This window comes from uncultured Pigmentiphaga sp., assembly GCF_937950555.1.
In the GTDB taxonomy this organism is placed as follows: domain Bacteria; phylum Pseudomonadota; class Gammaproteobacteria; order Burkholderiales; family Burkholderiaceae_B; genus Pigmentiphaga.
In genome coordinates this window covers 1-25,091 of the sequence record NZ_CALFCW010000001.1, presented here as the reverse complement: position 1 = coordinate 25,091, position 25,091 = coordinate 1, and the positions used below count along the sequence as shown (strand labels likewise).

Here is a 25,091-nt window from a genome sequence, read left to right as displayed (position 1 = left end):
AGACCCGCTCCATGAGGTCTTTCGGAAGGCGCTCTACCGGTACGACTGCCCGCCACGAGATATCGCCCGTGTACGTGACGGGGCTGGGGCCGAGCACCTGGTTGCGCACGACCGATTTGATCCCATCCGCCCCGATGAGCAGGTCGCCGCTGGCGCGGGATCCATCTGCGAGGAGCAGGGTGACGCTGCTGGCATGCTCTTCAAACCCGACCGCCCTGGCGCTGGTACGGACGCAGCGAGGGTTCAGTTCCTGGACCTTGCGCAAGATGATTTCATGAAGATCGGCGCGATGAAGGTGGTAATACGGCGCGCCGAAATTGGCTTCATGGTCTATCAGGGGGAGGGTGGCCATTAGCTCGCCGGTATCGAAGCGCCGGAAGTGCATGGCCTTGGGGCGCACGGCGATCTTCTCGAGTTCTTCGCGCAGGCCTAGCCTAAACAAGACCTTCACGGCACTGGGACTGACTTGGATCCCTGCGCCGACCTCGCCCAGTGTTTCGGCCTGTTCATACACCTCGACGTCGAATCCCTCTTTCATGAGGGATGCTGCGGCGACCAGTCCGCCGAGTCCGGCCCCGGCGATCACGATTTTCATGGTTTCTCCTTGGCTTTTCTTGCTCTGTTTCCGAATAGGCTTCAGGCGGCTTTCGCGGACTCCGCCCTAGCCGGGTAAATGGCAACCTCCATCGCACCGATGCCCTGGATCGAGCACTGCACGGTATCGCCTGGCACGACGGGGCCGACCCCGGCGCACGTGCCGGTCATGATGATGTCGCCCGGATAAAGCGTGTAGAACCGAGAGGCCCAGGCTATCTGGCGCCGTATGGGCATGATCATTTGACGTGTATTCGTCTGTTGTCGCAGCTCGCCATTCACCCGGAGGCTCATGTCCAGGGCTTGCGAGTCGGCGATGGCGTCGGCCGTTACCAGCCATGGACCGAGCACCGAATAGCTGTCAACCGATTTACGCATGGAGCGGTCTTCCGGACCGCGCACCGTCATGTCCAGGGCGATGGCGTACCCCGCTATGACATCCAGGGCTTCGTCTTCAGTGACATCGGCCGCCTGTTTGCCGATGATCACGCCGAGTTCGAGCTCGTGGTGTGTCAGGCGTTCGGGGAACCTGACGTGGACGCCGTGCGATGCACCCACCAGGGAAGTGGTTGCCTTCAGGAAGAGCCCTTGTTGCTCGATGCTGCCTTGGTACCGATCTGTGAAGGTCGCTTTGTCGGTGCGCGCCTCCTCGACGTGGTCGTCATAGTTCACGGGCACGCCGATAATCTTGCTCGGGTTCGCCACGGGGCTGAGGAAGCAGGCGTCATGCACCGGCCTGCTGGCTGCAGAAGGCAGTAACCGTTTGGCTTCCGACCGGATCTTCGGCAGATGGGCCACGAGCAGGTCTCCGGGAGGAGCAGGGTAGCGTGCGGGTGGCAGGGCGGCGAGGGCGTCCGTAATATCGTAGACGCGGCCATCTTCAACGACGCCGAGTCGATGGTTGTCGAACCAGCAGATGTTCATAAGCGATGCGTAAAGGGAAGAAGGAATCTCGGTGCAGGCACGGGTGCCCAGGTCAAGCTTGGACCTCTTCGGCAAGAATGCCCAGCCGCCGCAGCACGTCTGCATCAGACACGACGAATAGGCGGGCATCGTTATCCGCGCTCAGGTGCGACACCCAATTGTTCTGCGGGATGGTGAAAACATCCCTCGCCTGCCATGTGATCGTGACCTCGCCGATGCGGCTTTCGCCGCGTCCTTCGACAACGGTGCACACCAGGTTCGCGTTCGTCCGGGCGGCAGGGGTGGGCTTGCCCGCGGGCACTTCGATCATCGTGCTCTCCAGGAAGGGCACCGCGCATTCACCGTTCAACGGATTGATATAGCGAACGCGTCGTACGCCGTCGGAGGCCAGTGGGGCGTGCTGGAGCGCCTGGATGGCGTCGGCATATGGATAGCGGAACACCGGCGAGTGGTTGCGGCTTCCGGCGATGTCCTGCGGCACGATATTGGGTGACGCGAATGCCCGATCGTCAGTCGTGACAGGCGGTACGGTAATGGGCCCGGGTTCGAAGGCCACGGTGCCAAGGTATTGGTGCAGCGGGACGTCCAAGACGTCGAGCCAGACGACTGGCTCGGTTCCGTAGTGATAGTGTTCATGCCAGCACATGCCCGGCGTCAGGATCAGGTCTCCGAACTCCATTGGGCAGGGCTTGCCGTCGACCACGGTGACGGCTCCAGACCCCTCGAGCATGAACCGCAATGCGTTCATGGAGTGGCGATGCGGTCGCGCGGTTTCGCCGGGCAGCAGGCACTGCAGCGCAGCGAGCACGTTCCCGCAAGTGAACTCGTCCGCCAGCGACTTCGAGCGCGGGCTCATCATTTGCAGGACACGTCGCTGGACGGCTGCAGGGGAGGTTTCTTCGAATGCGAGCTGGATGAGGGGACGCGTTTCTGCCCAACGCCAGATATGCGGGGCCAAGGGGCCTGCAGGAGCTTTGTGGGCGTTGGGGCTCTCCCATAGCGGAGCCAGGTGGGCGGACTGCCAAAGCGAGGAAGTCTGGCTGGTAGACTGCTTCATGACTGGATGGGTCTCGCGGTTAAAGATATAGTCGAGCGCCTCATGACTATTCGATGAACGCTGGCAGGCGAGCGCAGGCGTACGGCCTGGACGCTATGCAATGTCTCAGCGACTCGGTCAACGTATTGGCGTGGCTGTGAACGGGCGCGCTCTGCGCCGCATCAGGATTCAGCCGCCGGGGTGATGGGTCTCCGTGATTCTTCTTTCGGCGAGTGTTTGGGATGCTGCGGGAGTATATGGATAGCGAAGGCGGGGATATATAAACGACTTGGCAAACTCTTTTCCAAATCTGGAAAAATAGAATGGATCGTTTAATGGAGATGCGCTTATTCGTGCATGCTGCGGAGCAGGGAAGCCTCTCCAAAGCGGCCGAAATACTCAATATCCCCAATTCGAGCGCAAGCCGAGGGTTGGCGTCGATAGAGAAAAGACTGGGGGTGCGGCTTGTAGACAGGACGACGAGGAATTTCGCCTTGACCGAATTGGGCGAAATTTTTTATCAGCAATGCCAGATGGTCTTGGCGACCGTGGAAGAGGCCGAGGCGTCGCTACACGCGGCACGGGTGGAAATAGCGGGCGTGCTGCGCATCACGGGTTCTACGTCATTCTGCCTCAAGCACATCGTTCCCGTATTGCCGACGTTTACGGAAAAGCATCCCAAGGTGGACGTCCACATCATGGCGGCCAACCGCTACTACGACCTGATCGACAATGGGATAGACGTAGCATTCCAGGTGCGGGACTACACGGTCGATTCGAACATCATCGTCCGGCCATTGGCGCGCGCCCGCCTTATCCTCGCGGCGGCTCCCTCCTACATCGAGCGCCACGGCGCGCCGGCATCCGTGCACGACTTGGCCCATCACAAGATACTCATGTATTCGTATCACCAAGACAGGGATGGACTCCAATTTACGTGCGGCAAAGAAACGGTCCGAGTGGAGGTGAAGCGCCACCTGGAAGCCACTGATGGGCGCATCTTGACCGCGGCGGCACTCCTCGGCCAGGGGATAGTCGTCCAGCCCAATTACGTTCTTCACGATGACATCGTGGCGGGGCGCTTGGTCACCGTTCTTCCGGATTGGCGCCTTCCCGAGATTCCAATCAACATTGCATACCAACGCCGGAAGTTCTTGCCCAAAAAGACCACTGCGTTCATCGATTTCATCGTGCAGCACTTCCGGGAGATGGACTTCGAGCGCCAATGGGAAGAAGGGGGCGGCCCGGCGCATGTAGCGGTTTCGTGATCCGCCCGCCATGCGCCGGTGCCCAGCGACCAGCGCACCCCTGGCGGCTTACGGCCGGCCTTCCGGCTTTCTGGGCGGCCAATTGCTCAGGTAATCCCGGGAAAACGTGACGGCACGCTCCACTTGCTTGCTTGCACATCCCAGGCCGACCAATGCCATGCGCACGCTGGCGTCCATATAGCCTTCGGGATCCTCGACCCCCCGGCCCAAGGCGCCGATCCCGGCGATCGAGGCGCCCATCATGAAGTCCACGGCCTCGTCCAGGCGCTCAAAGTTGAACTGGCCCGTGGCAAGGCCCCGGCGAAGGTCTTCTTGCATGTAGTCGCGCACCAATAGCTTGTCGTTGACAGCGGAGCTGGACCGAGTGACGAACGACGCCCAGATGGGGTCCGCGGCAGCGCGTTTCAGGAACAGCCGGAAGCCGACTGAGAACCGTTGCCATGGCTCCTTGAGCGGGTCGTAAATGGGAAGAATGTCGCGCGTCATCTGGTCGCTCTGCGAGAGCGATAGCGCATGCAGGACTTCGTCCAGGGACATGAAATGCTGGTAGAAGGTGCCGCGCGATACGCCGGCTTCCCGGACGATGTCTTCAATCACGGGCATGCGGCTGCCAGCGGTCGCAAAAACCTTCATGGCGGCGTCCATGAGGCGTGCCCGCATCAAGGCGCGCTTGCGTGCGGCGACCTCGGTGCGGTGGTCGCGTTTGGCGGCGGTATCCCGAGCGTTGTCTCCTGGCATATCGACCTCTGTTTCCAGTGATGTTTTGTCAGTTTGATGAACTGACGTTCTGACGTGGGGAAGATACTGGTTGCTGAGCCCCTGGCCCGATTCTTATATTGCGCATCAATGTCATTGTGACATAAACGTCAACATGACACAAACGTCAATATGATGTCGGAGACAGTGATGACCGCAACCGTGAATGCCCCGGAAACGCAGTACTTCCAAGAAGAAGCCGCAAAAAGGTCCACGTTAGTCGCCCGCGCCAAGGCGCTGCATCCGATTCTTTCCAAGAACGCCACGCAAACCGAGAAAGATAGAAGGGTGGTGGAGGAGAATATCCAGGCCCTGGCGGAGGCTGGTCTTTTCAAGACCATGGTGCCCAAGCGGTATGGCGGATATGAGGGGTCGATCCGCACGCATATCGAGGTGACGGCAGCCGTGGCGGAGGCATGCGGCTCCTCGGCCTGGGTGGTGGCCCTGACCAATGTTTGTGCCTGGTTCACCGGGCTGTTTCCCGAGCGCGCGCAGGACGAAGTTTTCAAGAACACTCCGGATGCGCGCGTAGCGGGCGTGTTCTCGCCGTCCTCGGACGTCAAGCGCGTGGACGGCGGCCTGGTCGTTGCCGGGAAATGGTATTGGTCTTCCGGGTGCCTGCATGCCGATTGGGCACTGCTCGGCGTTCGTGAGCAGGACAAAGATGGCGTGCCGCTGAATCAGTACCTCGCCTTGATCCCGATGAGCGAGCTCTCGATCGAAGATACGTGGTTCGTGGCGGGCATGAAGGGTACCGGCAGCAATTGCGTCGTGGCCCAGGAGGTGTTCGTTCCCGAGCATCGGCTGTTGCCCATGATGAAAGCGGTCGAGGGCCAGTACTTGACGCCGTTCGAGGATGAGGTGGCTTACCGCGCTGCGTTCATCCCCGTTGCCGCGCTGGTGCTCATCGGCGCACAACTGGGGCTGGCCCGGGCCGCACTGGCCTATGTGCTCGAAAAGGCGCCGCAGCGGGCGATCGCCTATACCTCCTTCAAGCGGCAGACCGATTCGGTGGCTTTTCAAATTCAGGTGGCCAAGGCAGCGATGAAGATCGAGACCGCGCACCTGCACGCATATCGGGCGGCCGACGACATTGACCAGGCGGCGTTTCGCGGGGAGTACCTCGATTACAAGACCCGTGCGCGGGTGCGTGCCGATACGGGGTATGTCGCCCAATATGCAAGCGACGCCATCAACTTGCTCATGACGGCGCACGGCGCAGGATCTTTCGCCGAATCCAGCCCCATGCAGCGGATCTGGCGCGACTCGAACACCGCCGCCAGGCACGCCATCGTGCACCAACCCGTGGCTGAAGAAATTTATGGCAAAGCGCTGCTTGGCGCCGAGAACACGGTCACGCCTCTCGTCTAACCGCGAGCATGGTGAATTGCCATGGAAAAGACATTTGACTCCGGTTTATTCCGCAAGGTCATGGGCCAATTCGCCACCGGCGTGACGGTCGTGACCTACCTCGCGGAGGGCGAGGTGCGTGCCATGACGGCCAATGCGTTCATGTCCGTCTCCTTGGATCCTCCCCTGGCCGCGATTGCCGTGCGCCGCGTGAGCAAGTTCACCTCGGCGATATCGCAAGGGGATCGGTTCGGCGTGAGCTTCCTAGTGGAAAGCCAGAAAGCGCTGAGCGACCACTTTGGGGGACGCCCCGCTGCAAGCATTGAGCCGCCGTTCGAATATCACAGGGGCATCCCCTTGATACGAGACAGTCTTGCGCAGCTTGTGTTGAGAACCGTCCATGTCCATGAGGCGGGAGACCACCTGCTGTACGTAGGCGAGGTCGAGCACTTGGAACTTGGCAGGGAGCGTCGGCCGCTCGTGTTCTACAGCGGCGGCTACACGCAGATAACGAGCCGCCCGCCCCTCGTTGTCTGGTCAGGTGATGCCGGGTGTTGAGGCGGCAGAGGCAGTGAACAAATCGACATGGATCAAAGGAGGAGGTAAGCCATCATGAATGCACGACACGGAAAAGGTAGGCGCGCTTTCTTGGCGAATAGCGCAGCGCTGATCGCTGCCACGGCCGGGACGTCGTTTCCCGCGCTCTCGGCGAGGGCGGCGGACGCGCCGCGCCGGATCGACGTGCATGCGCATTACCTGCCGGAAAAGTATCGCGCTGCGCTTGTCGAAGCAGGTCACTCGAAGCCTTCCGGCATGCCTGGGATCCCGGCGTGGAGCGTCCAGCAGCATATCGAGATGATGGACCGCAACGGGATCGCGTCATCCATTCTTTCTATCTCCGCCCCGGGCCTGCACTTTGGCGATGATGCCGCGGCCCGCGGCCTGGCGCGCTATGTCAATGAGGAAGGGGCCAAGGCCATGCAGGCCTTTCCCCGGCGCTTCGGCATGTTCGCGTCGCTGCCTTTGCCGGAGATAGACGGCTCGTTGAAAGAAATCGAATATGCATTCGATGTGCTGAAGGCCGACGGCGTCGTCGTTCAAAGCAACCATAATGGTGTCTATCTCGGGGATAAGAGGCTGGATCCGGTTTTTGCGGAACTGGACCGGCGCAGTGCGCGGATTTTCATACATCCCACGAATCCGTACTGCCCGTGCTGCAGCGGCCAGGATCCGGCCTTGCTCCCCCCGATCGGCTATCCGTTTCCCATGATCGAGTTCATGTTCGAGACGACCCGGGCCGTATTCAACCTGATCCTCTCCGGGACGCTGGCGAAGTATCCCAACATCAAGATCATCGTGCCCCACGCGGGCGCCACGATCCCGGTCCTCGCAGACCGCGTCGCGGGGCTTTCTCCAGCCTTGGGCCTGCGAGAGAAGCTGGACGTGCCGCGTTTTTATGCAACGCTGCGCGAGCTCTATTACGACCTCGCGGGGTTTCCGTTGCCGCGCCAGGTCTTGCCATTGCTGCAGATAGCCGATCCGGGCCACATCCTGTACGGCAGTGATTGGCCGTATACGCCGGAAGCGCTGGTCAAGGCGCTGGCCGAACAGTTGGACAACAGTCGTTCGTTGCCGCCAGAGCTCAGCGCGGACGGCATGCGGCGCAATGCGTTGAAGCTATTCCCCAGGTTCGCCTAGTGCCGGTGCAAGGGGCCGCACGTACGGTGACCGGCGCAAAGTGGACCCAATAGGAGTGTCTTTCGAAAGATTGAAGGAACCAGACGATGAAACTGCTACGTCACGGCCCCGTTGGGGCAGAGAAAGCCGGCGCCCTGGACAAGCAGGGGCGGATGAGGGATCTGTCGTTGCTCGTGCCCGACTGGACGCCAGAGTGGCTGTCTCCGGAAAAACTGGATGCCATCGCAGCGATAGACCTTGAGCGGATGCCGTTCGTGCCGGAGAACAGCCGCATCGGCACGCCTGTTGCCGGCGTTCGCCAGTTCGTTGCCATCGGGCTGAACTACCGCAAGCATGCCTTGGAGTCCGGGATGGAAATTCCCGATGAACCGGTGGTTTTTGCCAAGGCCATTACGTCGTTGGCCGGGCCGAACGATAACGTCGTGTTGCCCGAGGGCGCTGAAACGGCCGATTGGGAGATCGAACTGGGCGTGGTGATCGGCACGACCGCGCGCCAAGTTTCCGTCGACGATGCGCTCAAGCACGTCGCCGGCTACTGCCTGGCGAACGACGTTTCCGAGCGCGATTGGCAAATCCATCGCAACGGGCAATGGGGCAAGGGCAAGAGTTTCGACGGCTTTGGGCCTCTCGGGCCGTGGCTGGTGACGGCCGACGAACTCTCCAACCCGCAGGACGTGCCGCTGGAGCTCAAGGTCAACGGCAAGACGGTGCAGAAGAGCAATACAGCAGACATGATCTTCTCGGTCGCCGAGATCGTTTCCTACCTGAGCCAGTTCATGACCCTGCTTCCGGGGGATGTGGTGATCACCGGAACGCCGGAAGGGGTGGGCCTCGGCATGAAGCCTCCCCAGTTCCTGCGGCGGGGGGATGTGATGTCGCTTTCGGGCGGCCCGTTGGGTACGCAGACACAGCGCGTTGTCTGATGTAGGCGCGTTCTTCCTCGATCCGCTCCAGCGGGCGCAGGACTGGCCGGCGCCATGCTGCCCCGGCCCGCGCGAGGGCGCTTCGGGGAATCCAGAAGGAGACATTGATGAGTTTCTCGCATTCTGCTGATAGCAACCTGCTTGCGGTGCACTCAGTGGACGAGTTCGTGTTCAGCGTGCCGGACCTGGTCGTCGCGCGACACTTCTACGAGAACTTTGGCTTGAACGTGCGCGACGAGGAGGATGGCTGGCTGTCCCTGTACACGTATCACCATTCTCATCGCTGGGGTCGCATTGTGCATGACGCTGGAAACCCCAAGCGGCTGCGATGGCTTACCTTCGGCGTTTACCCCCAGGACTTCCGGCGCTTTGCGCAGCTTTTCGCCGAGCGGAATGTGCCTCTCATCACGCCGCCGGCTGGCGCAGGGCGGGATGCCTTGGGCGACGCCTTGTGGGTCCAGGGGCCGGATGGGCTGCCCATTCAATTGCGTGTCGCCGCCAAGTGCTCCCCGTCCGGGTTTGGGCCGAGGGAGTTCCCCCCGGCACCCGGGCTGGGCGGGCGGGCGAAGCCTCGCAGCAAACAGCAGCGCGTACAGCCGCGGCACCTGTCCCATGTGCTGATGTTCACTGCCGATGTGGACAAGGCACGTGAGTTCTACGAGGGCATCCTGGGGTTGAGGTTGTCGGACCGCTCGGGGTCGCTGATTGCGTTCTTGCATACGCCGCATGGGAGCGACCACCATTTGATCGCGCTCGCGAAGTCCGGCGGGGGCGGCTTGCACCACACGAGTTGGTGCGTCCCCTCGATCGATGAGGTGGGCCAAGGCGCCCAGCAAATGGTGCGGGCAGGTTACCGCGAAGGCTGGGGCTTGGGGCGGCACGTCCTGGGGTCGAATTACTTCTATTACGTGCGGGATCCATGGGGAAGCTACGCCGAGTATTCCTTCGACATTGACTACATTGCCGCGGGCCAGGAGTGGCCGGCAGGCGACCACCCGGCAGAAGATTCCCTATACGCATGGGGCCCGGACGTGCCGGAGGAATTCGTGTTCAATGCCGAGATAAACGTTCCGGCATGAATCTGGGGGGCGGGTCATGGGGAGGCGTTTTCCTCCTCCGTTTTCTTGACCCCCCGCACATTCAGCAGGCCTAGCCCCACCTGCAGCGCGATCAAGGCCCACGCCTCATCGTGCAGCCCCCAGATTATCCAGAGGACGTTGCTCAGCAGGAATACCCAGAATCCCAGGTTGCGCCGGTGCTTCTTGCGGGATGCGACGAGCCACGCAGCCGCCAGGGAGGCGGCCATGGCTGGCCATTGGAGAGCATCGATGAGGTCGGGCATGGCGAGTCGGCATGGGCGGCGATGTCCTTGCCCCTCGCACGTTTCGTGCCCGCCGCATGCGGCGAAGCGCCCCTGGCGGGAAGCGAGCCTACCGGTCGGTCGAACCGTTCAATATTGCGGAAATCCGGTCCGCGGTCGTGCGCAGTCTCTCCAAATACCGCTCCACGGCCTGCTCGGGCGTCAAGACCGAGGAAAACCAGGTCAACCCCAGGGTGGCGACGGTGGCGTCGCCTTGCCGGACAGGAATGGCCATGGTGCAGGATTGCTTGCTGTATTCCGGGTCCCTGAGCGCGTAGCCGCGCATGCGCGTGAGCTCGAGGATGCGATCCAGCTCTTGCGGTGCGTGGGCGAGCCGGTCTTCTTCGCGTCCGCTTTGGCGCACGACGCTCAGGATCACCTCGCGTTCTTCCGGCGAACAGAAGGCGAGGTAGGCTCGCCCGAGCGCGCGGCCGACCATGCTTCGCCTCAGGTTGATCGAGGAGTGCAGGAGTGAGAGCGGCGATTGCGGGATGGTGCTGTAGCGGACCACCATCGCATCGACGTCGAACAAGGCCAGGGTCGTGGGCCATTTGATTTCGCGCGTGAGCTCGTCGCACAGCGGCGCTGCGACTTCGATGATGCGCGGACCGTGCACGTAGCCGCAGTTCAGCGAGCTGACGCCGGCGGCCAGGTAGTAGGCGCCGAATCGCACGGATTGGGCGACGAGGCCTTTGGCTTCGAACGTGCGCAGGAGCCGCGCGATGGTGGCCTTAGGGATGGCCGTGCGGCGGTAGAGATCGTCGATGGTGGAGACAGGCTGTCGGTTGAGCGCCTGCAGCAGTTCGATGGCGCGTTCTACGCTCCGGATGCCGGCCTGGGGGCGGGGGGCAGGCGCTCCGGAACCGGGGGATGTCGCGGAAGTCCTCTTGGCGGCAGTCATGCGATGCAGCATACCTGACGCGGCGCGCGGCATCGGCTGTCCGCGCTGCGCGCCGCCATGGCGTTAGTTGAGCTTGAGCCCGTGTTCACGGATGAAGTCGGCAATCTGCTTAGCCTCGCGCCGATATTTATCGGCGAACGCCGTCGCGTCGAGCTTGTCGATCACGATGCCTTCCTTGCGCAGCTTTTGTTGCGTGGCGGGGTTGTCGAGCGCTTGTTGGACGGCGGCATTGATTCGCTGGACGACGTCCGGCGGCGTTCCGGGGGGCGCGAAGACCCCCAGGGCGCCCGCTGCATTGAATCCGGGCGCGCCCTGCTGCGCGATGACCGGCAGATTGGGGAAGTCCGGGCTGGGGTCGGGTGAGCCGATGGCCAAGGCGCGCACCGCGCCGCTCTGCAGGTGGCCTGCAGCCAGCGACGTGGAGCTGAAGATGGCCTGCACGCGCCCGCCCAGCATGTCGGTCAGCATCTGCGCCGCGCCCTTGTACGGTACGGCCGCCATCTTGAGGCCGAACGCGGCGTTCAGGTGTTCCAGGGCGAAGTGATTGGGAGAGCCGATGCCGCTGGTGCCGAAATTGAACTTGCCGGGCTGGCTCCTTACCAGTTGCAGGAACTCATCGAAGGTCTTCGCGGGAAAGTCAGTCGGGACGACCAGCAGCGTCGTGGGCCGGCCCACGGAGGCGACGGGCAGCAAGTCGTTGACCGGGTCGAAGGGCAGGCTTCGGTCGAGCGCCGCGGCGACTTGGAGCGAAGTGTAGGCGGTGAAGAGGATGGTGTTCCCGTCCGGCCGCGTCTTGGCGATTTGCGCGCCTGCGACGGCGCCTGCCGCGCCACCCTTGTTTTCCGGAACGATGGTGCGCCCGAGGATGGGGCCCAACTCACTGGCCAGCTGGCGCGCGACGGTATCGACGATGGCACCGGGCGGATAGCCAATGACCATGGTGAGCGGAGGTGCCGAGGCCGGGCCCTGCGCATGGGCGCCGAATGCGACGGCCAACGTGCCGGACGCCGCGAGGCGGCGCAGCGCTGTGCTCCACCACGTGCATCGGGCGCCAGGGTGCAGGTGTCTGCGACGATCGGGGTTCGGCGGACGGTGCATGGATTGCGTCATGGTTGTCTCCCTGTCGTTGTCGTGGCTGCCGGCCGGGGTTCAGGGCGCCGGCCGGGACGGATCCTCGTAATCTGCCGAGTTCGAAACCCACCCCTTGGCGATGAAGTCCCGCCTGGGCGGCGAGAAGATGTCGATCAGCAGGTGGTAGCCCGCACCCACGCCTTCGGTCGTGTGAATGAGGCCTGGCGGGATGACCAATAGTGAATGGGGTGGGGCCGGCCGGTGTTCATCGTCCCGCCAGAGGTTCGCGTTGGTGCCCCAGGGCGTGCGCAGGTGGTGGATGAAGTGACCTTCGATCGCCAGCGAGCCTTGCTCGAAATCGGCGTGACTGTGCGGGCTCAGCTTGGTGCGGTCGCGCGGGCCGTCGTACTCCACCCAATTGATGCTCAGCGTGTCGGTCTGGAACATCTTGAGGCGCGGGTTGTCTGGTGGCGCGGACACGTCGTCGATGGACACGACGCGTACGCCGCGGGCTCCGGCGCGCAGCCGGAAGGCGGGCGTCGACGGGACGATGCGCGGGTCGTGGGCGCGTGCGTTGAGGTAGTCCGACGCGCGGAGGTCATTCCGGGTGCTTGCGATCAGGATGCCGAGCGCAGGCTCGTGGAGGGTGATCGTGCAGCGTCCCGCGGGGATGATGCACAGCGAGCGTCCCGGTGCCTCGGTCGTGCTGCTGCCGTGTTCGATCCTGGCCCCTGCGCCGGGAAGGAGTAGCAGCAGCTCGTGCGGGCTCTCTGCCGTGCGGGGCTGCGCGTGGTTGATCCATTCCACGCTGAAGTTTTGCGCCCGGCCGACTTGAGGTTCGCCGGCCGTCGCGGCTTCGGGGTAAATGATGAGGTCCGCGTCGGGCGCCATATTGGGATTGGGTGCGTTCATGGCTCGATTCGGGCGTTCGTTTCAAGGATGGGGAGGACTGGGGCGCGGCATCTCGACCAGTTCGCCGACCGTCGCATATTGGGCGCCGCCGAGCCGGGTCAGTGGCAGGGCGCGCGCGACGTCGAAGCGCCCTTGCGCGTCGACGTACTCGTCATCCAGGTGCACGGCGACGATGCTGCCGAATACGACGGAACTATGCGTTTCGCCGCTGCGGGTCGGTTCGATCTCGACGATGCGCAGCAAGCGGCACTCCAGGTGGGCGGGAGATGCTGCAACGCGCGGCGGTGCCACCTTCATGCTCGGCAACTTTTCCAGCCCGGCGAATTCGAACTCGTCGACGCCCGGCGGAAGGTTTAGCGAGGTCTTGTTCATTGCCTCGCGCAGGTCCCAAGTGGCCAGGTTGGCGACGAATTCGCCGGTGGCGCGCACATTGGCCACGGTATCTTTCTCGGGCCGGTCGGCCGCCGCATTGCACGAAAAGATCAGCACCGGTGGAGCGGTCGAGACCAGGTTGAAATGCGAGAAGGGAGCCAGGTTGGCCCGGCCGGCACGGTCGAGGGTACTGATCCACCCTATGGGGCGAGGCGCGACGATGGCATTGAACAGGCCTCTTCGGTAGTCGGTGGCGGTTTCCAGGTCGAGAAACATCGTTGGGCAAACCTCGTGGAGGGAGGGCGCGCGGGCCTTCCCGGATAACTGCGGGTACCGAAAATATAAGGAGAGGCCCCGCGCCGGGCCACGGATTTTTTCCAGCTTTCCTGAGAGCGGAAAGCTTGGGGCCGTACGGTGACGCGCGCTCCAGGCGCGCCGGATAGATCGTCCGGCTCAGGCGTCGCGAGCGCCGGGTAGGCTTTGCTCCACGACCTCTGCAAGCCAATCCATGAAGGCCTGGACCCGGCGCGGCACGTGCCGCCGGTGGGGATAGAGGAGGGTGACCGGCAAGGTCGGCGGGCGCCAGTGGGGCAGGATCTCGACGAGTTGGCCGGTGGCGAGGAGGTCCCGCCTGGGGCTGGAGACGGGCGCCTGGACAATGCCCAGCCCGGCGAGGCAGGCGGCCTCGTAAGCCAGGCTGTTGTTGACGGTGACGACGTCGGTCATGGGAAGGGTGCGCAGCGTCCCGCCTTCCATGTATTCGAAGGCGGCGGGGCCGCCCCCTAGGTCTGCGGCATAGCGCACGAGCCGGTGATGAGCCAGGTCTTCCAGGTTGTGCGGGGTGCCGAAGCGCTCAAGATACGCAGGGGAGGCGAAGTTGGACTGCGGCAGCTCGCCCAGCCGGCGGGCGACCAGCCCGGAGTCTTGTAATGCGCCGACCCGCACCACGCAGTCGAAGCCTTCGCGCACGAGGTCGACGCGGCGATCGGTGCTGCTCAGGTCCACCTCCAGCCGGGGATGGCGGGCGAGGAACTCGGGCAGCCGCGGAATGATTACGCGTGATGCCATCAACAGGGGCACGTCCGCGCGGATCCTGCCCTGTAGTGCAGCAGGCTGCCGCTGGAACAGGCTTTGGACCTCTTCGGCTTCCCCCAACAACGATTGCGCACGCTCGGCCAGCAGGCGGCCATCGTCCGTGATTTGCACGGTGCGCGTGGTGCGGTGGAAAAGGCGCGTGCCGAACTCTGCCTCGAGCCGTTGCACTACGGCCGACACCCGTGCCCGGGTCAGGCCCATCCGGTCCGCCGCCTGGGTGAAGCTGGCGGTTTCGGCAACGTGCAGGAAGATGCGCAGGGCGTCGAGGTCCATTGTCAATCTATTCTGGATAGTGAAGGTGAATTTTGGCGATTTTTGTTGTGATTGTCATCAAATAAAGTGCTTTCCAGGTCAATCACCATGGAGAGCAATGTCATGACTACCTCAACTTCTCGTGTCGCCCTCATCACCGGCGGCAGCCGCGGCCTGGGCCGCAATGCGGCCCTGCACTTGGCCCGCGACGGCGTCGATATCGTGCTGACGTATCGCAGCCGCGGGGACGAGGCCCAGTCCGCCGTGCGCGAGGTCGAGGCCCTGGGGCAGCGGGCCGTTGCATTGCAGCTGGACGTCGGCCAGTCGGGCAGCTTCGCCGAATTCGCGGCACGCCTGAAGCAGGTCTTGCAGACCGTGTGGGGCCGCGGGCAGATCGACATCCTGATCAACAACGCCGGCATGGGAGGTTACGCGAGCTTCGCCGAGACGACAGAGGCCGAGTTCGATGACCTGATGGCGGTCCATTTCAAGGGACCTTTCTTCCTGACCCAGGCCCTGCTGCCGTTGATCGCCGACGGGGGCCGCATCTTGAACGTGTCGTCGGGCTTGGCGCGCTTCGCATTGCCCGGCCATGCAGCCTATGCAGCGATGAAAGGCGCCGTTGAAGTGTTGACGCGCTATTTGGCCAGGGAGCTGGGGCCGCGGCGGATTGCGGTCAACGCCATCGCACCGGGGGCGATCGAGACGGACTTCGGAGGCGGCGCCGTCCGCGACAACAAGGCGCTCAACGACTATGTCGCCTCGCTCACGGCACAGGGGCGAGCCGGCCTGCCCGATGACATTGGCGCCGCGGTTGCCGCGCTGCTGAGGCCGGACAATGGCTGGATGACGGGGCAGCGCGTGGAGGTGTCGGGCGGGATGTTGCTGTAGGCCCGCCCGGGCGACGGGTTAGGGGGCGGCCCGGCTTTCCGCGCCAGGGGGCAACGCTGCAGCGAGCGCGTCCTTTTGCTGGGCTTGTTCTGCCGGAGCGCAGGCTGCCAAGGCTTCGGCGAGCGTGCCCACGAGGTTCTCGCGCCCGATCAAATCCACGATCATCGCCTTCTCGAGCTTGCCCCGGACGCGGCTGTTCGCCTCGCTCAGCATGACACGCACGCCGCGCCGCTGCATGTCGCGTATGACACCCTCCAGTGTCTGCAGGCCGGTCACGTCGATGAACGGTACCCAGCGCAGCCGGATGATCAGCACACGCGGGTCGGTGTGGGTGGAGGCGAGGGCTTGTTGGAAGTTCTCGACCGCGCCGAAGAAAAGCGGTCCTTCCACCGCGTAGACGAGTACACCCGGCGGAGCATCTCCGGCGTTCGACGCAATCAACTCGCGGCGGAGCTCGTCATCGCCGACCTGCTGGACGCCCACGCTGGCCGCCATGCGGCGTAGGAAGTGCAGCGTCGCGAGAATGACGCCGATGTTGACTGCCACGACCAGGTCGGCGAAGACAGTCAGGCCGAAGGTCACGAGCAGGATCACGACATCGGCGCGCGGGGCGCGGCGCACCATTTTCACGAAATGCCGGGCCTCGCTCATGTTCCAGGCAACGACGAACAGGATGGCCGCCAGCACGGCGAGCGGGACATGTTCGGCGAGCGGCGCCAGGAACAATACGATCAGCAGCAGCGTGAGCGCATGCACGATGCCGGCGAGCGGACTGTTGCCACCGTTGCGGATGTTGGTCGCTGTGCGGGCAATCGCGCCGGTTGCGGCGATGCCGCCGAACAGCGGCGCGGCCAAGTTAGCAATGCCTTGGCCGATCAGCTCCTGGTTGGAGTTGTGGCGGGTGCCGGCCATGCCGTCAGCCACCATGGCCGACAGCAGGGATTCGATGGCGCCCAGCATCGCGATCGCGAAGGCGGGGCCGACTAGCTCGATCACCCTGGGAAGCGTGACTTCGGGCAGCGTGAGCGAGGGCAGGCCGGTGGGGACACCCCCGAAGGCAGTGCCGATGGTCGCGACGCCTTCGAACTTGAATGCCGCCATCAGCACCGTGGCGAGTACGAGGGCGACCAAGGGTGCGGGTACCCGGCGCAGGGGCCGGATTTTGGGAGAGACGATGAGCACCGCCAGGCTGAATAGCGCCAGCGCCGTGGTGGGTAGGTGGAGCTGGGGAAAGGCAAGGATGAGATGCCACAGTTTTTGGTGGAAGTGATCCCCGGTGACGGCTGGCAGCCCGAAGAAATCTTTCCACTGTCCCACCCAAATGATGACGCCTATGCCCGCCGTGAAGCCGACGATGACGGGCGCGGGGATGTACTTGATGACCGATCCCAGGCGTGCCACGCCTAGCAGAACCAGGATGCCGCCGGCCATGAAGGTTGCGATCTGCAGGCCGCTCACGCCGTGTTTGGCGACGATGTCCGCAAGAATGACGATGAAGGCGCCGGTTGGCCCGGCGATCTGCAGGCGGCTGCCCCCGAATATGGAGACGGCCAAGCCCGCCACGATGGCGGTGTAGAGCCCTTGCTCCGGCTTGACGCCGGATGCGATGGCGAATGCCATGGCGAGGGGCAGGGCCACCACGCCGACGATAACGCCGGAAATGATGTTGGGCAACCAGTTCTGGCGACTGAGCAAACCGGCCCGATGGGCCTCGAGCAGAGCAATCACGATGGTTCTGGCAAGAATAGGTGGACTCCACGCGCCCAAAAGGGCGCGGCCCTTTATTGCGTGATTGTAAGACTAAGGTATGCGCCGGGCTTGGAACGGGTATGCGGCTTGCTGCCGTGTCTGCCCCAGGCGACGCCTTGTGCCAGCCGCCGTCCATGAAGGAGGTTTAGCCATGCCTGCCAAATCCAAAGCCCAGCAGCAGGCCGCCGGCATCGCGTTGGCGGCGAAGGAAGGCGAAAAGAAAGTCGCCGATTTGAAGGGGCCGGCCAAGTCTATGTATGAGTCCATGAGCAAGAAGGAACTACGCGACATGGCGGCCACCAAGACCAAAGACAAGCCCAAGCACAAGGGCGAGAAGGCCTGAACGCATCGACTGGAAAAACGTCCGCGGGACGTTTCCCGGAATAAACGCTTGATCCAACGACGCGCCGTTCGCGCTGCCTCGGCTCCATGTGTGCAGGGAGAGACGGCATAAAAAAAGCCGTCTCCGACATGGAGTCGGAAACGGCTCGGACTGCTGCGGCAAATGCTGGGTAGGCGCTGGCGCGTCGGGAGGTGGCTGGGCCCGAAGGCCAGGGCCGCCTTACTCGTCAGCCTTGATCCCTTCGGCGCGGATCAGGTCGCCCCACTTCTTCGCGTCTTGGCGAATCAGCGCTTCGAACTCCTTGGGCGAGGTGGGAGACAGTTCCACGCCTGTGGTTGCGGCGTAGTTTTTCAGCTCCTCCGAAGCCAACACCTTGCGCACGGCGGCGTTCAGCGCTTCCACTTTCTCGGCCGGCGTATTCCTAGGCGCAAACACGCCGTACCAGTTGTTGGCATAGACGTTGGGGATGCCGAGTTCGTCGAAGGTCGGCACGTCGGGCAGCAAGGGCGAGCGCTTGGGCGCGGCGATGGCGAGCGGCCGCGCCTTGCCGGCCTGGATGTTGGACATCAGGCCGGAGATGTCGCCAATGAAGCCATCCACTTGTCCGCCGATGGTGTCGGTGATGGCGGGTGCGGCACCCTTGTACGGCACGTGCAGGATGTTGCCCTTGGTGGACAGCTTCAACTGTGCGATGGCCATGTGTGGCATGCTGCCGATGCCGGACGAGCCCATGGTGACGCCTTTGGGCGTCTTGGCGCGCTCGACGAATTCCTTGGCTGTCTTGGCGGGATGGTTAGGCCCCACGATCAAGACTTCGGGCGTGGAGATCAGGAGGGAGATCGGGGCGAAATCCTTGACCGGATCGTAGATCAGCTTGGGATAGAGCGCGGGATTGATGGAGATTGCGCCTACTGAGCTGAGGAAAAGCGTTTGGCCATCGGGGCGCGAGCGCGCCACATGGTTGGCAGCGATGGCGCCGTTTCCGCCGGGCTTGTTTTCGACGACCACGGTTTGCTTGAGTTCTTTCTCCAGTTGCGTGGCCACTACCCGTGCGAGCGAGTCGGCGGGGCCGCCCGCCGGGAACGCGACGACGAGGCTCGTGACGGATTGGGCATGCGCGCCCAGGGCCGCCATGCCCAGCACTGCCGCGGCGAGCGGGCGAAGGATGAGGGGGGAGGGAAGGTTCGACATGTGTACTCCTTTTATGGTTTTGACTGTCCGCCGCGCAGGCGTTCAGCCTCCAGGTGCGCCTTGCGTGTTGACGAAGAGCGAATAAACGGAAGTGCAGGACGCCATGAACAGGCGGTTACGGTGCTTGCCTCCGAAACAAAGGTTGGCGCAGCGCTCGGGTAGGGCGATGCGACCCAAGAGTTCTCCTTGGGGCGAGAACACGCGCACGCCGTCGAGTTCGGGCGTGCCCATGCCCCAGCCGCACCAGAGGTTGCCGTGTATGTCCACGCGGAAACCGTCGGGCGTGCCGTCGGCTGCATCGAATAGGACGCGCTGGTTGCCCAGGCGCCGGCCGTCGTCCGAAACGTCGAATACCAGGACGTTGCGAGGGCGCGAGCGCGACTCGATCACGTACAGGTGTTTCTCGTCTGGAGAGAAGGCCAGGCCGTTGGGACCGTTGACCGTGTCGCACACGAGTGAGAGTTCGCCGCTGACTGGGTCGATGCGATAGATCGCGGCAGGCAATTCCTGCTCGGCCTTTTCGCCTTGGTAGTAGCCGACGATGCCGAAGGGCGGGTCCGTGAACCAAATCGAGCCGTCGGACTTGACGACGACGTCGTTCGGGGAGTTCAGCCGCTTGCCTTGGTAGCGATCGGCCAAGACCGTGATGCGGCCGTCGTACTCGGTGCGGGTCACTCTCCTTCCCAGGTGTTCGCAGGTGACGAGGCGGCCCTGGCGATCCCGCGTATTGCCGTTGGCGTAGCCGGACACCGGGCGCCATACGTGAGTCTGGCCTGTCACCTCGTCCCAGCGCATGATGCGGTCGTTCGGGATGTCGCTCCACAACAGATAGCGGCCGTCGCCGAACCAGACCGGTCCTTCGGCCCAGCGGCAGCCCGTGGCGATGCGTTCGACCGCCGCCAGCGGAAGCACTAGGTGCTCGAAGCGCGGGTCCAGCGCGATGACGGCCGGGTCGGGATAGCGGACGGGGGGGTTAGTCGCAGCGTGCACTCATGCCTCCATCGACCACGATTTCCGTGGCGGTGATGAACCTGGCCTCGTTCGAAGCCAGGAAGAGGGCGGCGTTGGCTGTGTCCAGCCCGTCGCCCATGAATGGCAGCGGGATGCGGGCCTGCCGCTGCGCCAGCAATTTTTCGACGTCGCCGCCGGCGCGTTGGCCGGCCAGGCGGGCTTCGACCATGGGCGTGTGCATCTGGCCGGGAATGACGGTGTTGCAGCGGATGTTTTTCTTGGCGTACTCCAGCGCCACGACCCGCGACAGCTGGATGACGCCTGCCTTGGCGCTCGAGTAGCCCACTTGGGGCGAACCGGTCCAACGTATGCCCGAAGTGGAAGAGATGTTGACGATCGCGCCGCCGCCTTGTTCTTCCATCAACGGGATGACGTGCTTGCAGCAAAGATAGACGCTCTTGAGGTTGAAGTCGATCTGCGCGTCCCAGGTTTCTTCATCCAGGTCCACCGGCCCGCCCTTGCGCGAGCCGCCCACATTGTTGACCAGGATGTCCACGCCGCCATAAGTGTCCACGCAAGCTCGCACCATGTCGCGGATCTCGTCGGACGACGTGACGTCGGCGCGCCAGATGGAGATTTCGCCTCCGATCTCGCGGACGCGCGCGACAGTTTCTTCCATTGCGGCGAGGTCGCGGTCCACCGCGAACACGCGGGCGCCCTCCTGCGCAAAACGGTAAGCGATGGCGCGCCCATTGCCCCAGCCCGGGCCGACGCTGCCTGCGCCGGTCACGATGGCCACTTTGCCTTCCAGTCGACCTGTCATGTCTCGTCTCTCGTCGTTTTCTTACAAGGAAATGGGAATCAGCTGCCGAACTCGATGGTGCTGCCGTCCGGGGGCGGAATGTCGAAGGCGTTGATCGTCATCGAGATTAGCGTGTAGTAGCCCGCCATCCCGACCAGGTCCACGACGCCGTCGGTGCCCAGCACCTCAACCGCTTCGGCATAAAGCGCATCCGAAACCTGGCGGGTTTCCACCAGTTCGCGCACGAAGCGGTAGACCAGCGATTCATCGCGCTCGCGAAACTCGGGGGTCTGACCCTTGCGGATGCGTTCTGCCACGTCGGCCTCGATGCCGGCCTTCAGCGCGATGGGGTGATGGGCCCACCATTCGTAGGGCGCGCGCCAGAGCGCCGCCATGGTGAGTATGGCCAGTTCCGACAAGCGGGGCGGCAGGCTCGAGTCGTAGCGGCAGTATTGGCCGAGGGCCTGAGCGTGTTCGGCCAGGCCGGGCCGGTGCAGCCAGATGGCCAGCGGGCCGCGCACCGTTCCGCGCGGTCCACTGGCGATGGCCTCGTAGACGCGGCGCTGATGGTCGGTCAGATGCCCGGGGTCAGGCGGGTTCAGTCGGGGCATGGTCGGGTCTCCTGTTCGTCGCGCGGGCGGTCTCAGTCCGCGAATCGGTAGAGTTGGTGCGGGTTGTCCACGAGAATCCGCTGTCGTACCAGCGGGTCTGGACATAAGCGCAGAAAGGTGTTGAGCAGCTCGCCATCGTCAGGCATCTCGCCGCGCACGTTGGGGTGCGGCCAGTCCGTGCCCCACAGCAACCGCTCGGACATGGCCTCGAGCAGCGCCGCAACCAGGGGCTCGCCGTCGCTGAACGGGCGCACGCCGCTGCTCGAGGTGCGATCGATGCCGGAAATCTTGACCCAGGCGCGGGGGTGGTCGCGCAGCGCCAGCACCGCTTGGAACTCCTCGCTGCTGGGGCCGGCGGCGGCAGCCACGCGGCCCATGTGGTCGAGCACGAAGGGCACCGGAAGCGTCCTGAGCTTGGGCAGCAGCCCGCCGAGCGACGCCTGGTCTGAATGGATGCAGACGTGCCAGCCAAAGGGAGCGATGCGCGGCACGATGGCCGAGAGCTCCTCCCAACCCGCATTGGCCAGGTGAGAGACGAAGTTGAAACGCACGCCGCGCACGCCGAGGCGGTCGAGCTCGGCGATGCGCGCTTCGTCCGTATCCGCGTCCAGCAGCACCACGGCGCGATAGCGGCCGGCCCCGCGCCGCAGGGCGTCCAGCGTGACGGAAAGGTCCGTGCCGTGGCAGCCGGGGTGCACGATGACGCCGCGTTCGAAACCCAGCTTACGGTGCAGCGCGAGCAACTGCTCGAACGGCGCGTCGGGCGGGGTGTAAGGCCGGTCCGCCGCATACGGGAATATCGCCGCCGGGCCGAACACGTGGAAATGGGTGTCGCACGCCTTTGCCGGCAGGGCTTGGCCAGGAGGCGTGATTTCGCTCAAGGGAGGGGCACAGTCGTACATGACGAAGTCGGAGCTGACGGAATCTCGCATCATGCGGAACCGCGGCCTGCCTAGCAATGCGTCCGCGTTGACTTCTGATATAGAAAAAACGTATACCATTGCGCCATGGACCTCCGCCAAATCCGCTACTTCATCATGGTGTGCGAGATGCGCAGCCTCTCCCGCGCGGGAGACGTGCTGGGCGTTTCGCAGCCCTCGCTCAGCCGGCAGATCCAATTGCTGGAGGCGGAGCTGCGCCATCATCTGCTGCGGCGCACGGGCCGGGGCGTGGAGCCGACCGAGGCCGGCCTGCGGTTCCTGGAGCACGCCAAGGCGATCGATGCTTTGGCCGCGCACGCCAAGAAAGACATGCATGCGTTCCGGTCGCCGGCCCAGGATAAGGTGCGGCTCGGGATGCCGCATCGCGTGGCGCGAAGAATGGCGCCGCACATCGTGCAGGCTTTCCGCAGGATGCATCCCAACGCGGCCTTGACGCTGGCCGAAGGGCTGAGTTCGGAAATGAATGAATGGCTGGTCAAGGAGCGGGTCGACTTGGCGCTGATCTACGATCCGCCCGCTTCTTCCTTGGTTCGGTATGAGTCCATCTACCGCGAGGACTTGGTGCTCGCCTATGGCAAGGGATGCCGTCCTGTCCCCCCGCCGGTCGTGCGGGCGCGCGACCTAGGACAATACCCGCTGGTGCTGCCGAGCGCGCCCAACACCATACGCGCGCTCGTGGATCGCACTTGCCGGGAGGTCAACGTCACCCTGAACATCGTCGCGGAAGTCGACGTAGTCCACACCATCCTCGAAACCATGACCGAGGAAAGCATGTTCACCATCATTCCGCGCTCGGCGCTGGGCGACATGCAGGGGCAGGACTACCTGACTTTCTCCGCCATTGCGGAACCGACCATCATGAACAACCTCACGCTGGCGACGCTGGCGGGCGGGCCGCTGCCGCCCCTGGTCGAGGCGACGGCCCGCATCATCCGGGAGCTCGACATCGCGAAGCTGTTCGCGTGATCGAGCCCGGGCGCATTACAAGGCTTCGGCCGGCCCGAAGAACTCATATCGCGCCTGCGATTCGGGCACGGCGAGTTCTTTCAGGTACTGCTTGACGTTGCGCATGAACGGCTTGGGCCCGAGGAAATACACGTCGATGTCCCGCTCCCGGGGCAGCCACTGGGCGAGTCGCTCCTTGCTCAAATACCCGACGGCATCGGGCTTGGGCGCCGCGTCGCTGTGCTGGTCGTAGCAATAGAAGCGCTTGAGCTGCGGGAACTGCACGATTGTCTTCTCGATGTAGTCCCGGAAAGCATGGACCGCGTGGTTGCGCGCGCAGTGAATGAAATGGATGGGGCGCGACGAGTGCAGGGCGGCCTGGAGCATGGCCAGCGTTGGCGTGATGCCGACCCCGCCGCTGATCAGGACCAGGGGTTTGTCGCTTTCCTGCAGCGTGAAGTTGCCGGCAGGCGGATATAGCGCCAGGACGTCGCCTTCCCGGACGCGGTCGTGCAAATGGTTGGACACGATGCCGTTGGGTTGGCGTTTGACGCTGATGCGGTATTCGACGCCGTTGGGTGCGGCGGAAAGCGAGTAATTGCGGCGGTATTCGGCGCCGTCGATCAGGATTTTCAGGCCGATGTACTGGCCGGGTTGATAGTCCCGCAGCGGGCCGCCGTCGACGGGAACGAGATAGAACGACGTGATTTCCGCGCTCTCGCGCTCCTTGCGGGCGACGCGGAAGTCGCGCGTGCCGCGCCAGCCGCCGGGCGCGCTCTCCTGCGCGGCATAGTACTGTTCTTCGGCGTCGATCAGCAGCGAGGCGAGTTGCTGATAGGCCGCGCCCCAGGCCGCAATCACCTCGTCGGTGGCTACTTCCGGGCCGAGCACTTCCCGGATCGCGCGCAGCAGGCACGTGCCCACGATGGGATAATGCTCAGGCTGGATGTGCAGGCCGACGTGCTTGTTGACGATGCGGCCCACCAGCCCTTTGAGGGGCGTGAGGTCGTCGATGTGACGCGCATACGCCAAGACGCTGTTGGCCAGCGCGCGGGGTTGATCGCCGCTGGCCTGGTGGGCCTGGTTGAACAGCGGCCGAACCTCCGGGTATTCCGCCAGCATCAGCCGGTAGAAATGGGTGGTCAATGCCTCGCCGCCGGTTTCCAGCAGCGGTACGGTTGCCTTGACGATGGCTCGGTGTTGAGCGGACAGCATATGATCTCCTGCGAGAGCGGCTGCATGAATGGGCAGCCTTCAACCCAGGTATTTCAAGATGCGTGCCAGCCCAGGAATCCAGCACGCACGCGGTTTCTGGGTGGCGTGAGTCATAATGACCTGAGGTAAATTGGTGTCTTTTTGACATAGAGGTAGTCAAAATAACTGCGAATGCCTTGCTCGGTGCCCTCGTGCCGCTGGTGGACGATTTGGCGCGCGACCTGGCCGAAGGCGAGCGCTACCGGCGCTTGCTGAAGGCCGTGCGCACCCTGGTTCCGTGCGACGCTGCCGCGCTGCTCCGGCTGGACGGAGATTGGTTGGTGCCGCTGGCGGTGGACGGGCTCAGCAGCGACACGCTTGGCCGACGCTTCAAGGTCGACGAGCACCCCCGTTTACAGCTGCTGCTCGAAGCCGAAGGCCCGAGGCGGTTTCCGGCGGGAAGCCGCTTGCCCGATCCCTACGATGGACTGGTCGAGGGCATGGAGGGCGAGCAACTGGAAGTGCACGACTGTCTAGGGTGTGTGCTGCGGGTAGGCGAGCGCCCGTGGGGGTTGCTGACGCTGGACGCGCTGGAGGCCGAGCGTTTCGCGCCGCACGACCTCGACATCCTGCAGGCCTTCGCGAGCTTGGCCGCGGCGACGGTGAGCGTCGCCGACCGCATGGAGCAGCTGGCCTCGCGCGCGAGCCAGGAATACCAGCGCGCGGAAATCTATCGCGCCGCGGTCGAGACGGCGCCACGCCGGCTGCTTGGGCAAAGCGCGGTCCTGCGTAAGTTGCTCGACGAAGTGCGCACCGTGGGCGCCAGCGACCTGACGGTGCTGGTCACCGGCGAGACCGGCGTCGGAAAGGAGCTGGTCGCGCAAGCGCTGCACGCGGCATCGCCGCGCGCGGACAAACCGCTCGTGACGATCAATTGCGCCGCCTTGCCCGACTCCCTGGT

General features: G+C 64.0%; 27 protein-coding genes. 10 read left to right on the top strand and 17 right to left on the bottom strand.

Annotation, left to right across the window (positions count from 1 at the left end; translation table 11 throughout):
• From Q0319_RS00135 to Q0319_RS00125, 3 genes are all read right to left on the bottom strand, one after another.
• A partial coding sequence (locus Q0319_RS00135; RefSeq protein ID WP_299450008.1) for an FAD-dependent monooxygenase occupies positions 1-595 on the bottom strand: 595 nt, incomplete at its 3' end.
• Between the two features lie 41 nt (positions 596-636).
• The gene (locus Q0319_RS00130; RefSeq protein ID WP_299450005.1) at positions 637-1,518 is read right to left on the bottom strand and encodes a fumarylacetoacetate hydrolase family protein; all 882 of its coding nucleotides are present in this window, start codon (positions 1,516-1,518) and stop codon (positions 637-639) included.
• 52 nt (positions 1,519-1,570) lie between these two features.
• Positions 1,571-2,575, bottom strand: a complete 1,005-nt coding sequence (locus Q0319_RS00125; RefSeq protein ID WP_299450002.1) for a cupin domain-containing protein — start codon at positions 2,573-2,575, stop codon at positions 1,571-1,573.
• 302 nt (positions 2,576-2,877) lie between these two features.
• Here Q0319_RS00125 and Q0319_RS00120 point away from each other — a divergent pair, with 302 nt between their 5' ends.
• Positions 2,878-3,822, top strand: a complete 945-nt coding sequence (locus tag Q0319_RS00120; protein WP_299449998.1) for a LysR family transcriptional regulator — start codon at positions 2,878-2,880, stop codon at positions 3,820-3,822.
• Positions 3,823-3,870: 48 nt separating this feature from the next.
• Here the strand turns inward: Q0319_RS00120 and Q0319_RS00115 are convergent, their stop codons facing one another.
• Positions 3,871-4,560 (bottom strand): TetR/AcrR family transcriptional regulator, encoded by a 690-nt coding sequence (locus tag Q0319_RS00115; protein ID WP_299449995.1) that lies wholly within the window; start codon positions 4,558-4,560, stop codon positions 3,871-3,873.
• Between the two features lie 168 nt (positions 4,561-4,728).
• On the opposite strand from Q0319_RS00115, the gene Q0319_RS00110 reads away from it, so the two are divergent.
• The 5 genes from Q0319_RS00110 to Q0319_RS00090 all read left to right on the top strand — a co-directional run bounded on the left by Q0319_RS00110 (position 4,729) and on the right by Q0319_RS00090 (position 9,628).
• Positions 4,729-5,949, top strand: a complete 1,221-nt coding sequence (locus Q0319_RS00110) for an acyl-CoA dehydrogenase family protein (protein WP_299449992.1) — start codon at positions 4,729-4,731, stop codon at positions 5,947-5,949.
• 21 nt (positions 5,950-5,970) lie between these two features.
• Positions 5,971-6,486: a flavin reductase family protein gene (locus Q0319_RS00105; RefSeq protein ID WP_299449989.1), complete on the top strand. Its 516-nt coding sequence runs from the start codon at positions 5,971-5,973 to the stop codon at positions 6,484-6,486.
• A 90-nt stretch (positions 6,487-6,576) separates the two neighbouring features.
• Entirely contained in the window at positions 6,577-7,626 is a 1,050-nt protein-coding gene (locus Q0319_RS00100; protein WP_299449986.1) for an amidohydrolase family protein, read from the top strand.
• An 86-nt stretch (positions 7,627-7,712) separates the two neighbouring features.
• The gene (locus tag Q0319_RS00095; protein WP_296469050.1) at positions 7,713-8,549 is read left to right on the top strand and encodes a fumarylacetoacetate hydrolase family protein; all 837 of its coding nucleotides are present in this window, start codon (positions 7,713-7,715) and stop codon (positions 8,547-8,549) included.
• Positions 8,550-8,656: 107 nt separating this feature from the next.
• Complete coding sequence (locus Q0319_RS00090; RefSeq protein ID WP_299449983.1) at positions 8,657-9,628, top strand: VOC family protein; 972 nt, start codon at positions 8,657-8,659, stop codon at positions 9,626-9,628.
• Between the two features lie 14 nt (positions 9,629-9,642).
• On the opposite strand, the gene Q0319_RS00085 is transcribed toward Q0319_RS00090, so the two are convergent.
• The 6 genes from Q0319_RS00085 to Q0319_RS00060 form a co-directional block, all read right to left on the bottom strand.
• Complete coding sequence (locus Q0319_RS00085; RefSeq protein ID WP_299449980.1) at positions 9,643-9,891, bottom strand: hypothetical protein; 249 nt, start codon at positions 9,889-9,891, stop codon at positions 9,643-9,645.
• Positions 9,892-9,979: 88 nt separating this feature from the next.
• Positions 9,980-10,810, bottom strand: coding sequence for a DNA-binding transcriptional regulator (locus Q0319_RS00080; protein ID WP_296469058.1), 831 nt, complete (start codon positions 10,808-10,810; stop codon positions 9,980-9,982).
• 63 nt (positions 10,811-10,873) lie between these two features.
• Positions 10,874-11,920, bottom strand: a complete 1,047-nt coding sequence (locus Q0319_RS00075; protein ID WP_299449976.1) for a tripartite tricarboxylate transporter substrate binding protein — start codon at positions 11,918-11,920, stop codon at positions 10,874-10,876.
• A 39-nt stretch (positions 11,921-11,959) separates the two neighbouring features.
• On the bottom strand, positions 11,960-12,793 hold the full coding sequence (locus Q0319_RS00070) for a hypothetical protein (RefSeq protein ID WP_296469062.1): 834 nt from the start codon (positions 12,791-12,793) through the stop codon (positions 11,960-11,962).
• 21 nt (positions 12,794-12,814) lie between these two features.
• Entirely contained in the window at positions 12,815-13,441 is a 627-nt protein-coding gene (locus Q0319_RS00065) for a flavin reductase family protein (protein WP_296469065.1), read from the bottom strand.
• Positions 13,442-13,618: 177 nt separating this feature from the next.
• Positions 13,619-14,539 carry a LysR family transcriptional regulator gene (locus tag Q0319_RS00060; protein ID WP_299449973.1) on the bottom strand — a complete coding sequence of 307 codons (921 nt, stop codon included), beginning with the start codon at positions 14,537-14,539 and terminating at the stop codon, positions 13,619-13,621.
• Between the two features lie 96 nt (positions 14,540-14,635).
• On the opposite strand from Q0319_RS00060, the gene Q0319_RS00055 reads away from it, so the two are divergent.
• Positions 14,636-15,403 (top strand): SDR family oxidoreductase, encoded by a 768-nt coding sequence (locus Q0319_RS00055; RefSeq protein WP_299449970.1) that lies wholly within the window; start codon positions 14,636-14,638, stop codon positions 15,401-15,403.
• Between the two features lie 18 nt (positions 15,404-15,421).
• On the opposite strand, the gene Q0319_RS00050 is transcribed toward Q0319_RS00055, so the two are convergent.
• Entirely contained in the window at positions 15,422-17,131 is a 1,710-nt protein-coding gene (locus tag Q0319_RS00050; RefSeq protein ID WP_296463557.1) for a SulP family inorganic anion transporter, read from the bottom strand.
• A gap of 172 nt (positions 17,132-17,303) precedes the next feature.
• On the opposite strand from Q0319_RS00050, the gene Q0319_RS00045 reads away from it, so the two are divergent.
• A complete protein-coding gene (locus Q0319_RS00045) occupies positions 17,304-17,495 on the top strand; it encodes a DUF3008 family protein (protein WP_296463555.1) in 192 nt (63 codons plus the stop codon).
• 219 nt (positions 17,496-17,714) lie between these two features.
• Here the strand turns inward: Q0319_RS00045 and Q0319_RS00040 are convergent, their stop codons facing one another.
• The 5 genes from Q0319_RS00040 to Q0319_RS00020 are packed head-to-tail and all read right to left on the bottom strand — an operon-like array spanning position 17,715 to position 21,985.
• On the bottom strand, positions 17,715-18,686 hold the full coding sequence (locus tag Q0319_RS00040; RefSeq protein ID WP_299449966.1) for a tripartite tricarboxylate transporter substrate binding protein: 972 nt from the start codon (positions 18,684-18,686) through the stop codon (positions 17,715-17,717).
• 42 nt (positions 18,687-18,728) lie between these two features.
• Complete coding sequence (locus Q0319_RS00035; protein ID WP_296463551.1) at positions 18,729-19,676, bottom strand: SMP-30/gluconolactonase/LRE family protein; 948 nt, start codon at positions 19,674-19,676, stop codon at positions 18,729-18,731.
• On the bottom strand, positions 19,660-20,460 hold the full coding sequence (locus Q0319_RS00030) for an SDR family NAD(P)-dependent oxidoreductase (protein WP_296463549.1): 801 nt from the start codon (positions 20,458-20,460) through the stop codon (positions 19,660-19,662). Before Q0319_RS00030 ends, Q0319_RS00035 begins: the two co-directional genes overlap by 17 nt.
• Before the next feature lie 38 nt (positions 20,461-20,498).
• Positions 20,499-21,050, bottom strand: a complete 552-nt coding sequence (locus Q0319_RS00025) for a carboxymuconolactone decarboxylase family protein (protein ID WP_296463548.1) — start codon at positions 21,048-21,050, stop codon at positions 20,499-20,501.
• 32 nt (positions 21,051-21,082) lie between these two features.
• Complete coding sequence (locus Q0319_RS00020; protein ID WP_363322220.1) at positions 21,083-21,985, bottom strand: amidohydrolase family protein; 903 nt, start codon at positions 21,983-21,985, stop codon at positions 21,083-21,085.
• A gap of 72 nt (positions 21,986-22,057) precedes the next feature.
• Between Q0319_RS00020 and Q0319_RS00015 the strand changes: the two genes are divergently transcribed.
• Entirely contained in the window at positions 22,058-22,957 is a 900-nt protein-coding gene (locus tag Q0319_RS00015; RefSeq protein ID WP_296463546.1) for a LysR family transcriptional regulator, read from the top strand.
• 15 nt (positions 22,958-22,972) lie between these two features.
• Here Q0319_RS00015 and hmpA read toward each other — a convergent pair whose 3' ends face one another.
• Entirely contained in the window at positions 22,973-24,151 is a 1,179-nt protein-coding gene (hmpA, locus tag Q0319_RS00010) for an NO-inducible flavohemoprotein (protein WP_299449962.1), read from the bottom strand.
• 161 nt (positions 24,152-24,312) lie between these two features.
• On the opposite strand from hmpA, the gene Q0319_RS00005 reads away from it, so the two are divergent.
• Positions 24,313-25,091: sigma 54-interacting transcriptional regulator (locus Q0319_RS00005; protein WP_299450011.1), on the top strand; the 779-nt coding region annotated here is incomplete at its 3' end.

Coding starts and splice junctions, on each gene's coding strand:
- Q0319_RS00130 (WP_299450005.1), bottom strand. CDS start 1,518: ATGAACATCTGCTGGTTCGACAACCATCGACTCGGCGTCGTTGAAGAT.
- Q0319_RS00125 (WP_299450002.1), bottom strand. CDS start 2,575: ATGAAGCAGTCTACCAGCCAGACTTCCTCGCTTTGGCAGTCCGCCCAC.
- Q0319_RS00120 (WP_299449998.1), top strand. CDS start 2,878: ATGGATCGTTTAATGGAGATGCGCTTATTCGTGCATGCTGCGGAGCAG.
- Q0319_RS00115 (WP_299449995.1), bottom strand. CDS start 4,560: ATGCCAGGAGACAACGCTCGGGATACCGCCGCCAAACGCGACCACCGC.
- Q0319_RS00110 (WP_299449992.1), top strand. CDS start 4,729: ATGACCGCAACCGTGAATGCCCCGGAAACGCAGTACTTCCAAGAAGAA.
- Q0319_RS00105 (WP_299449989.1), top strand. CDS start 5,971: ATGGAAAAGACATTTGACTCCGGTTTATTCCGCAAGGTCATGGGCCAA.
- Q0319_RS00095 (WP_296469050.1), top strand. CDS start 7,713: ATGAAACTGCTACGTCACGGCCCCGTTGGGGCAGAGAAAGCCGGCGCC.
- Q0319_RS00090 (WP_299449983.1), top strand. CDS start 8,657: ATGAGTTTCTCGCATTCTGCTGATAGCAACCTGCTTGCGGTGCACTCA.
- Q0319_RS00085 (WP_299449980.1), bottom strand. CDS start 9,891: ATGCCCGACCTCATCGATGCTCTCCAATGGCCAGCCATGGCCGCCTCC.
- Q0319_RS00080 (WP_296469058.1), bottom strand. CDS start 10,810: ATGACTGCCGCCAAGAGGACTTCCGCGACATCCCCCGGTTCCGGAGCG.
- Q0319_RS00075 (WP_299449976.1), bottom strand. CDS start 11,920: ATGACGCAATCCATGCACCGTCCGCCGAACCCCGATCGTCGCAGACAC.
- Q0319_RS00070 (WP_296469062.1), bottom strand. CDS start 12,793: ATGAACGCACCCAATCCCAATATGGCGCCCGACGCGGACCTCATCATT.
- Q0319_RS00065 (WP_296469065.1), bottom strand. CDS start 13,441: ATGTTTCTCGACCTGGAAACCGCCACCGACTACCGAAGAGGCCTGTTC.
- Q0319_RS00055 (WP_299449970.1), top strand. CDS start 14,636: ATGACTACCTCAACTTCTCGTGTCGCCCTCATCACCGGCGGCAGCCGC.
- Q0319_RS00045 (WP_296463555.1), top strand. CDS start 17,304: ATGCCTGCCAAATCCAAAGCCCAGCAGCAGGCCGCCGGCATCGCGTTG.
- Q0319_RS00040 (WP_299449966.1), bottom strand. CDS start 18,686: ATGTCGAACCTTCCCTCCCCCCTCATCCTTCGCCCGCTCGCCGCGGCA.
- Q0319_RS00030 (WP_296463549.1), bottom strand. CDS start 20,460: ATGACAGGTCGACTGGAAGGCAAAGTGGCCATCGTGACCGGCGCAGGC.
- Q0319_RS00025 (WP_296463548.1), bottom strand. CDS start 21,050: ATGCCCCGACTGAACCCGCCTGACCCCGGGCATCTGACCGACCATCAG.
- Q0319_RS00020 (WP_363322220.1), bottom strand. CDS start 21,985: ATGATGCGAGATTCCGTCAGCTCCGACTTCGTCATGTACGACTGTGCC.
- Q0319_RS00015 (WP_296463546.1), top strand. CDS start 22,058: ATGGACCTCCGCCAAATCCGCTACTTCATCATGGTGTGCGAGATGCGC.
- hmpA (WP_299449962.1), bottom strand. CDS start 24,151: ATGCTGTCCGCTCAACACCGAGCCATCGTCAAGGCAACCGTACCGCTG.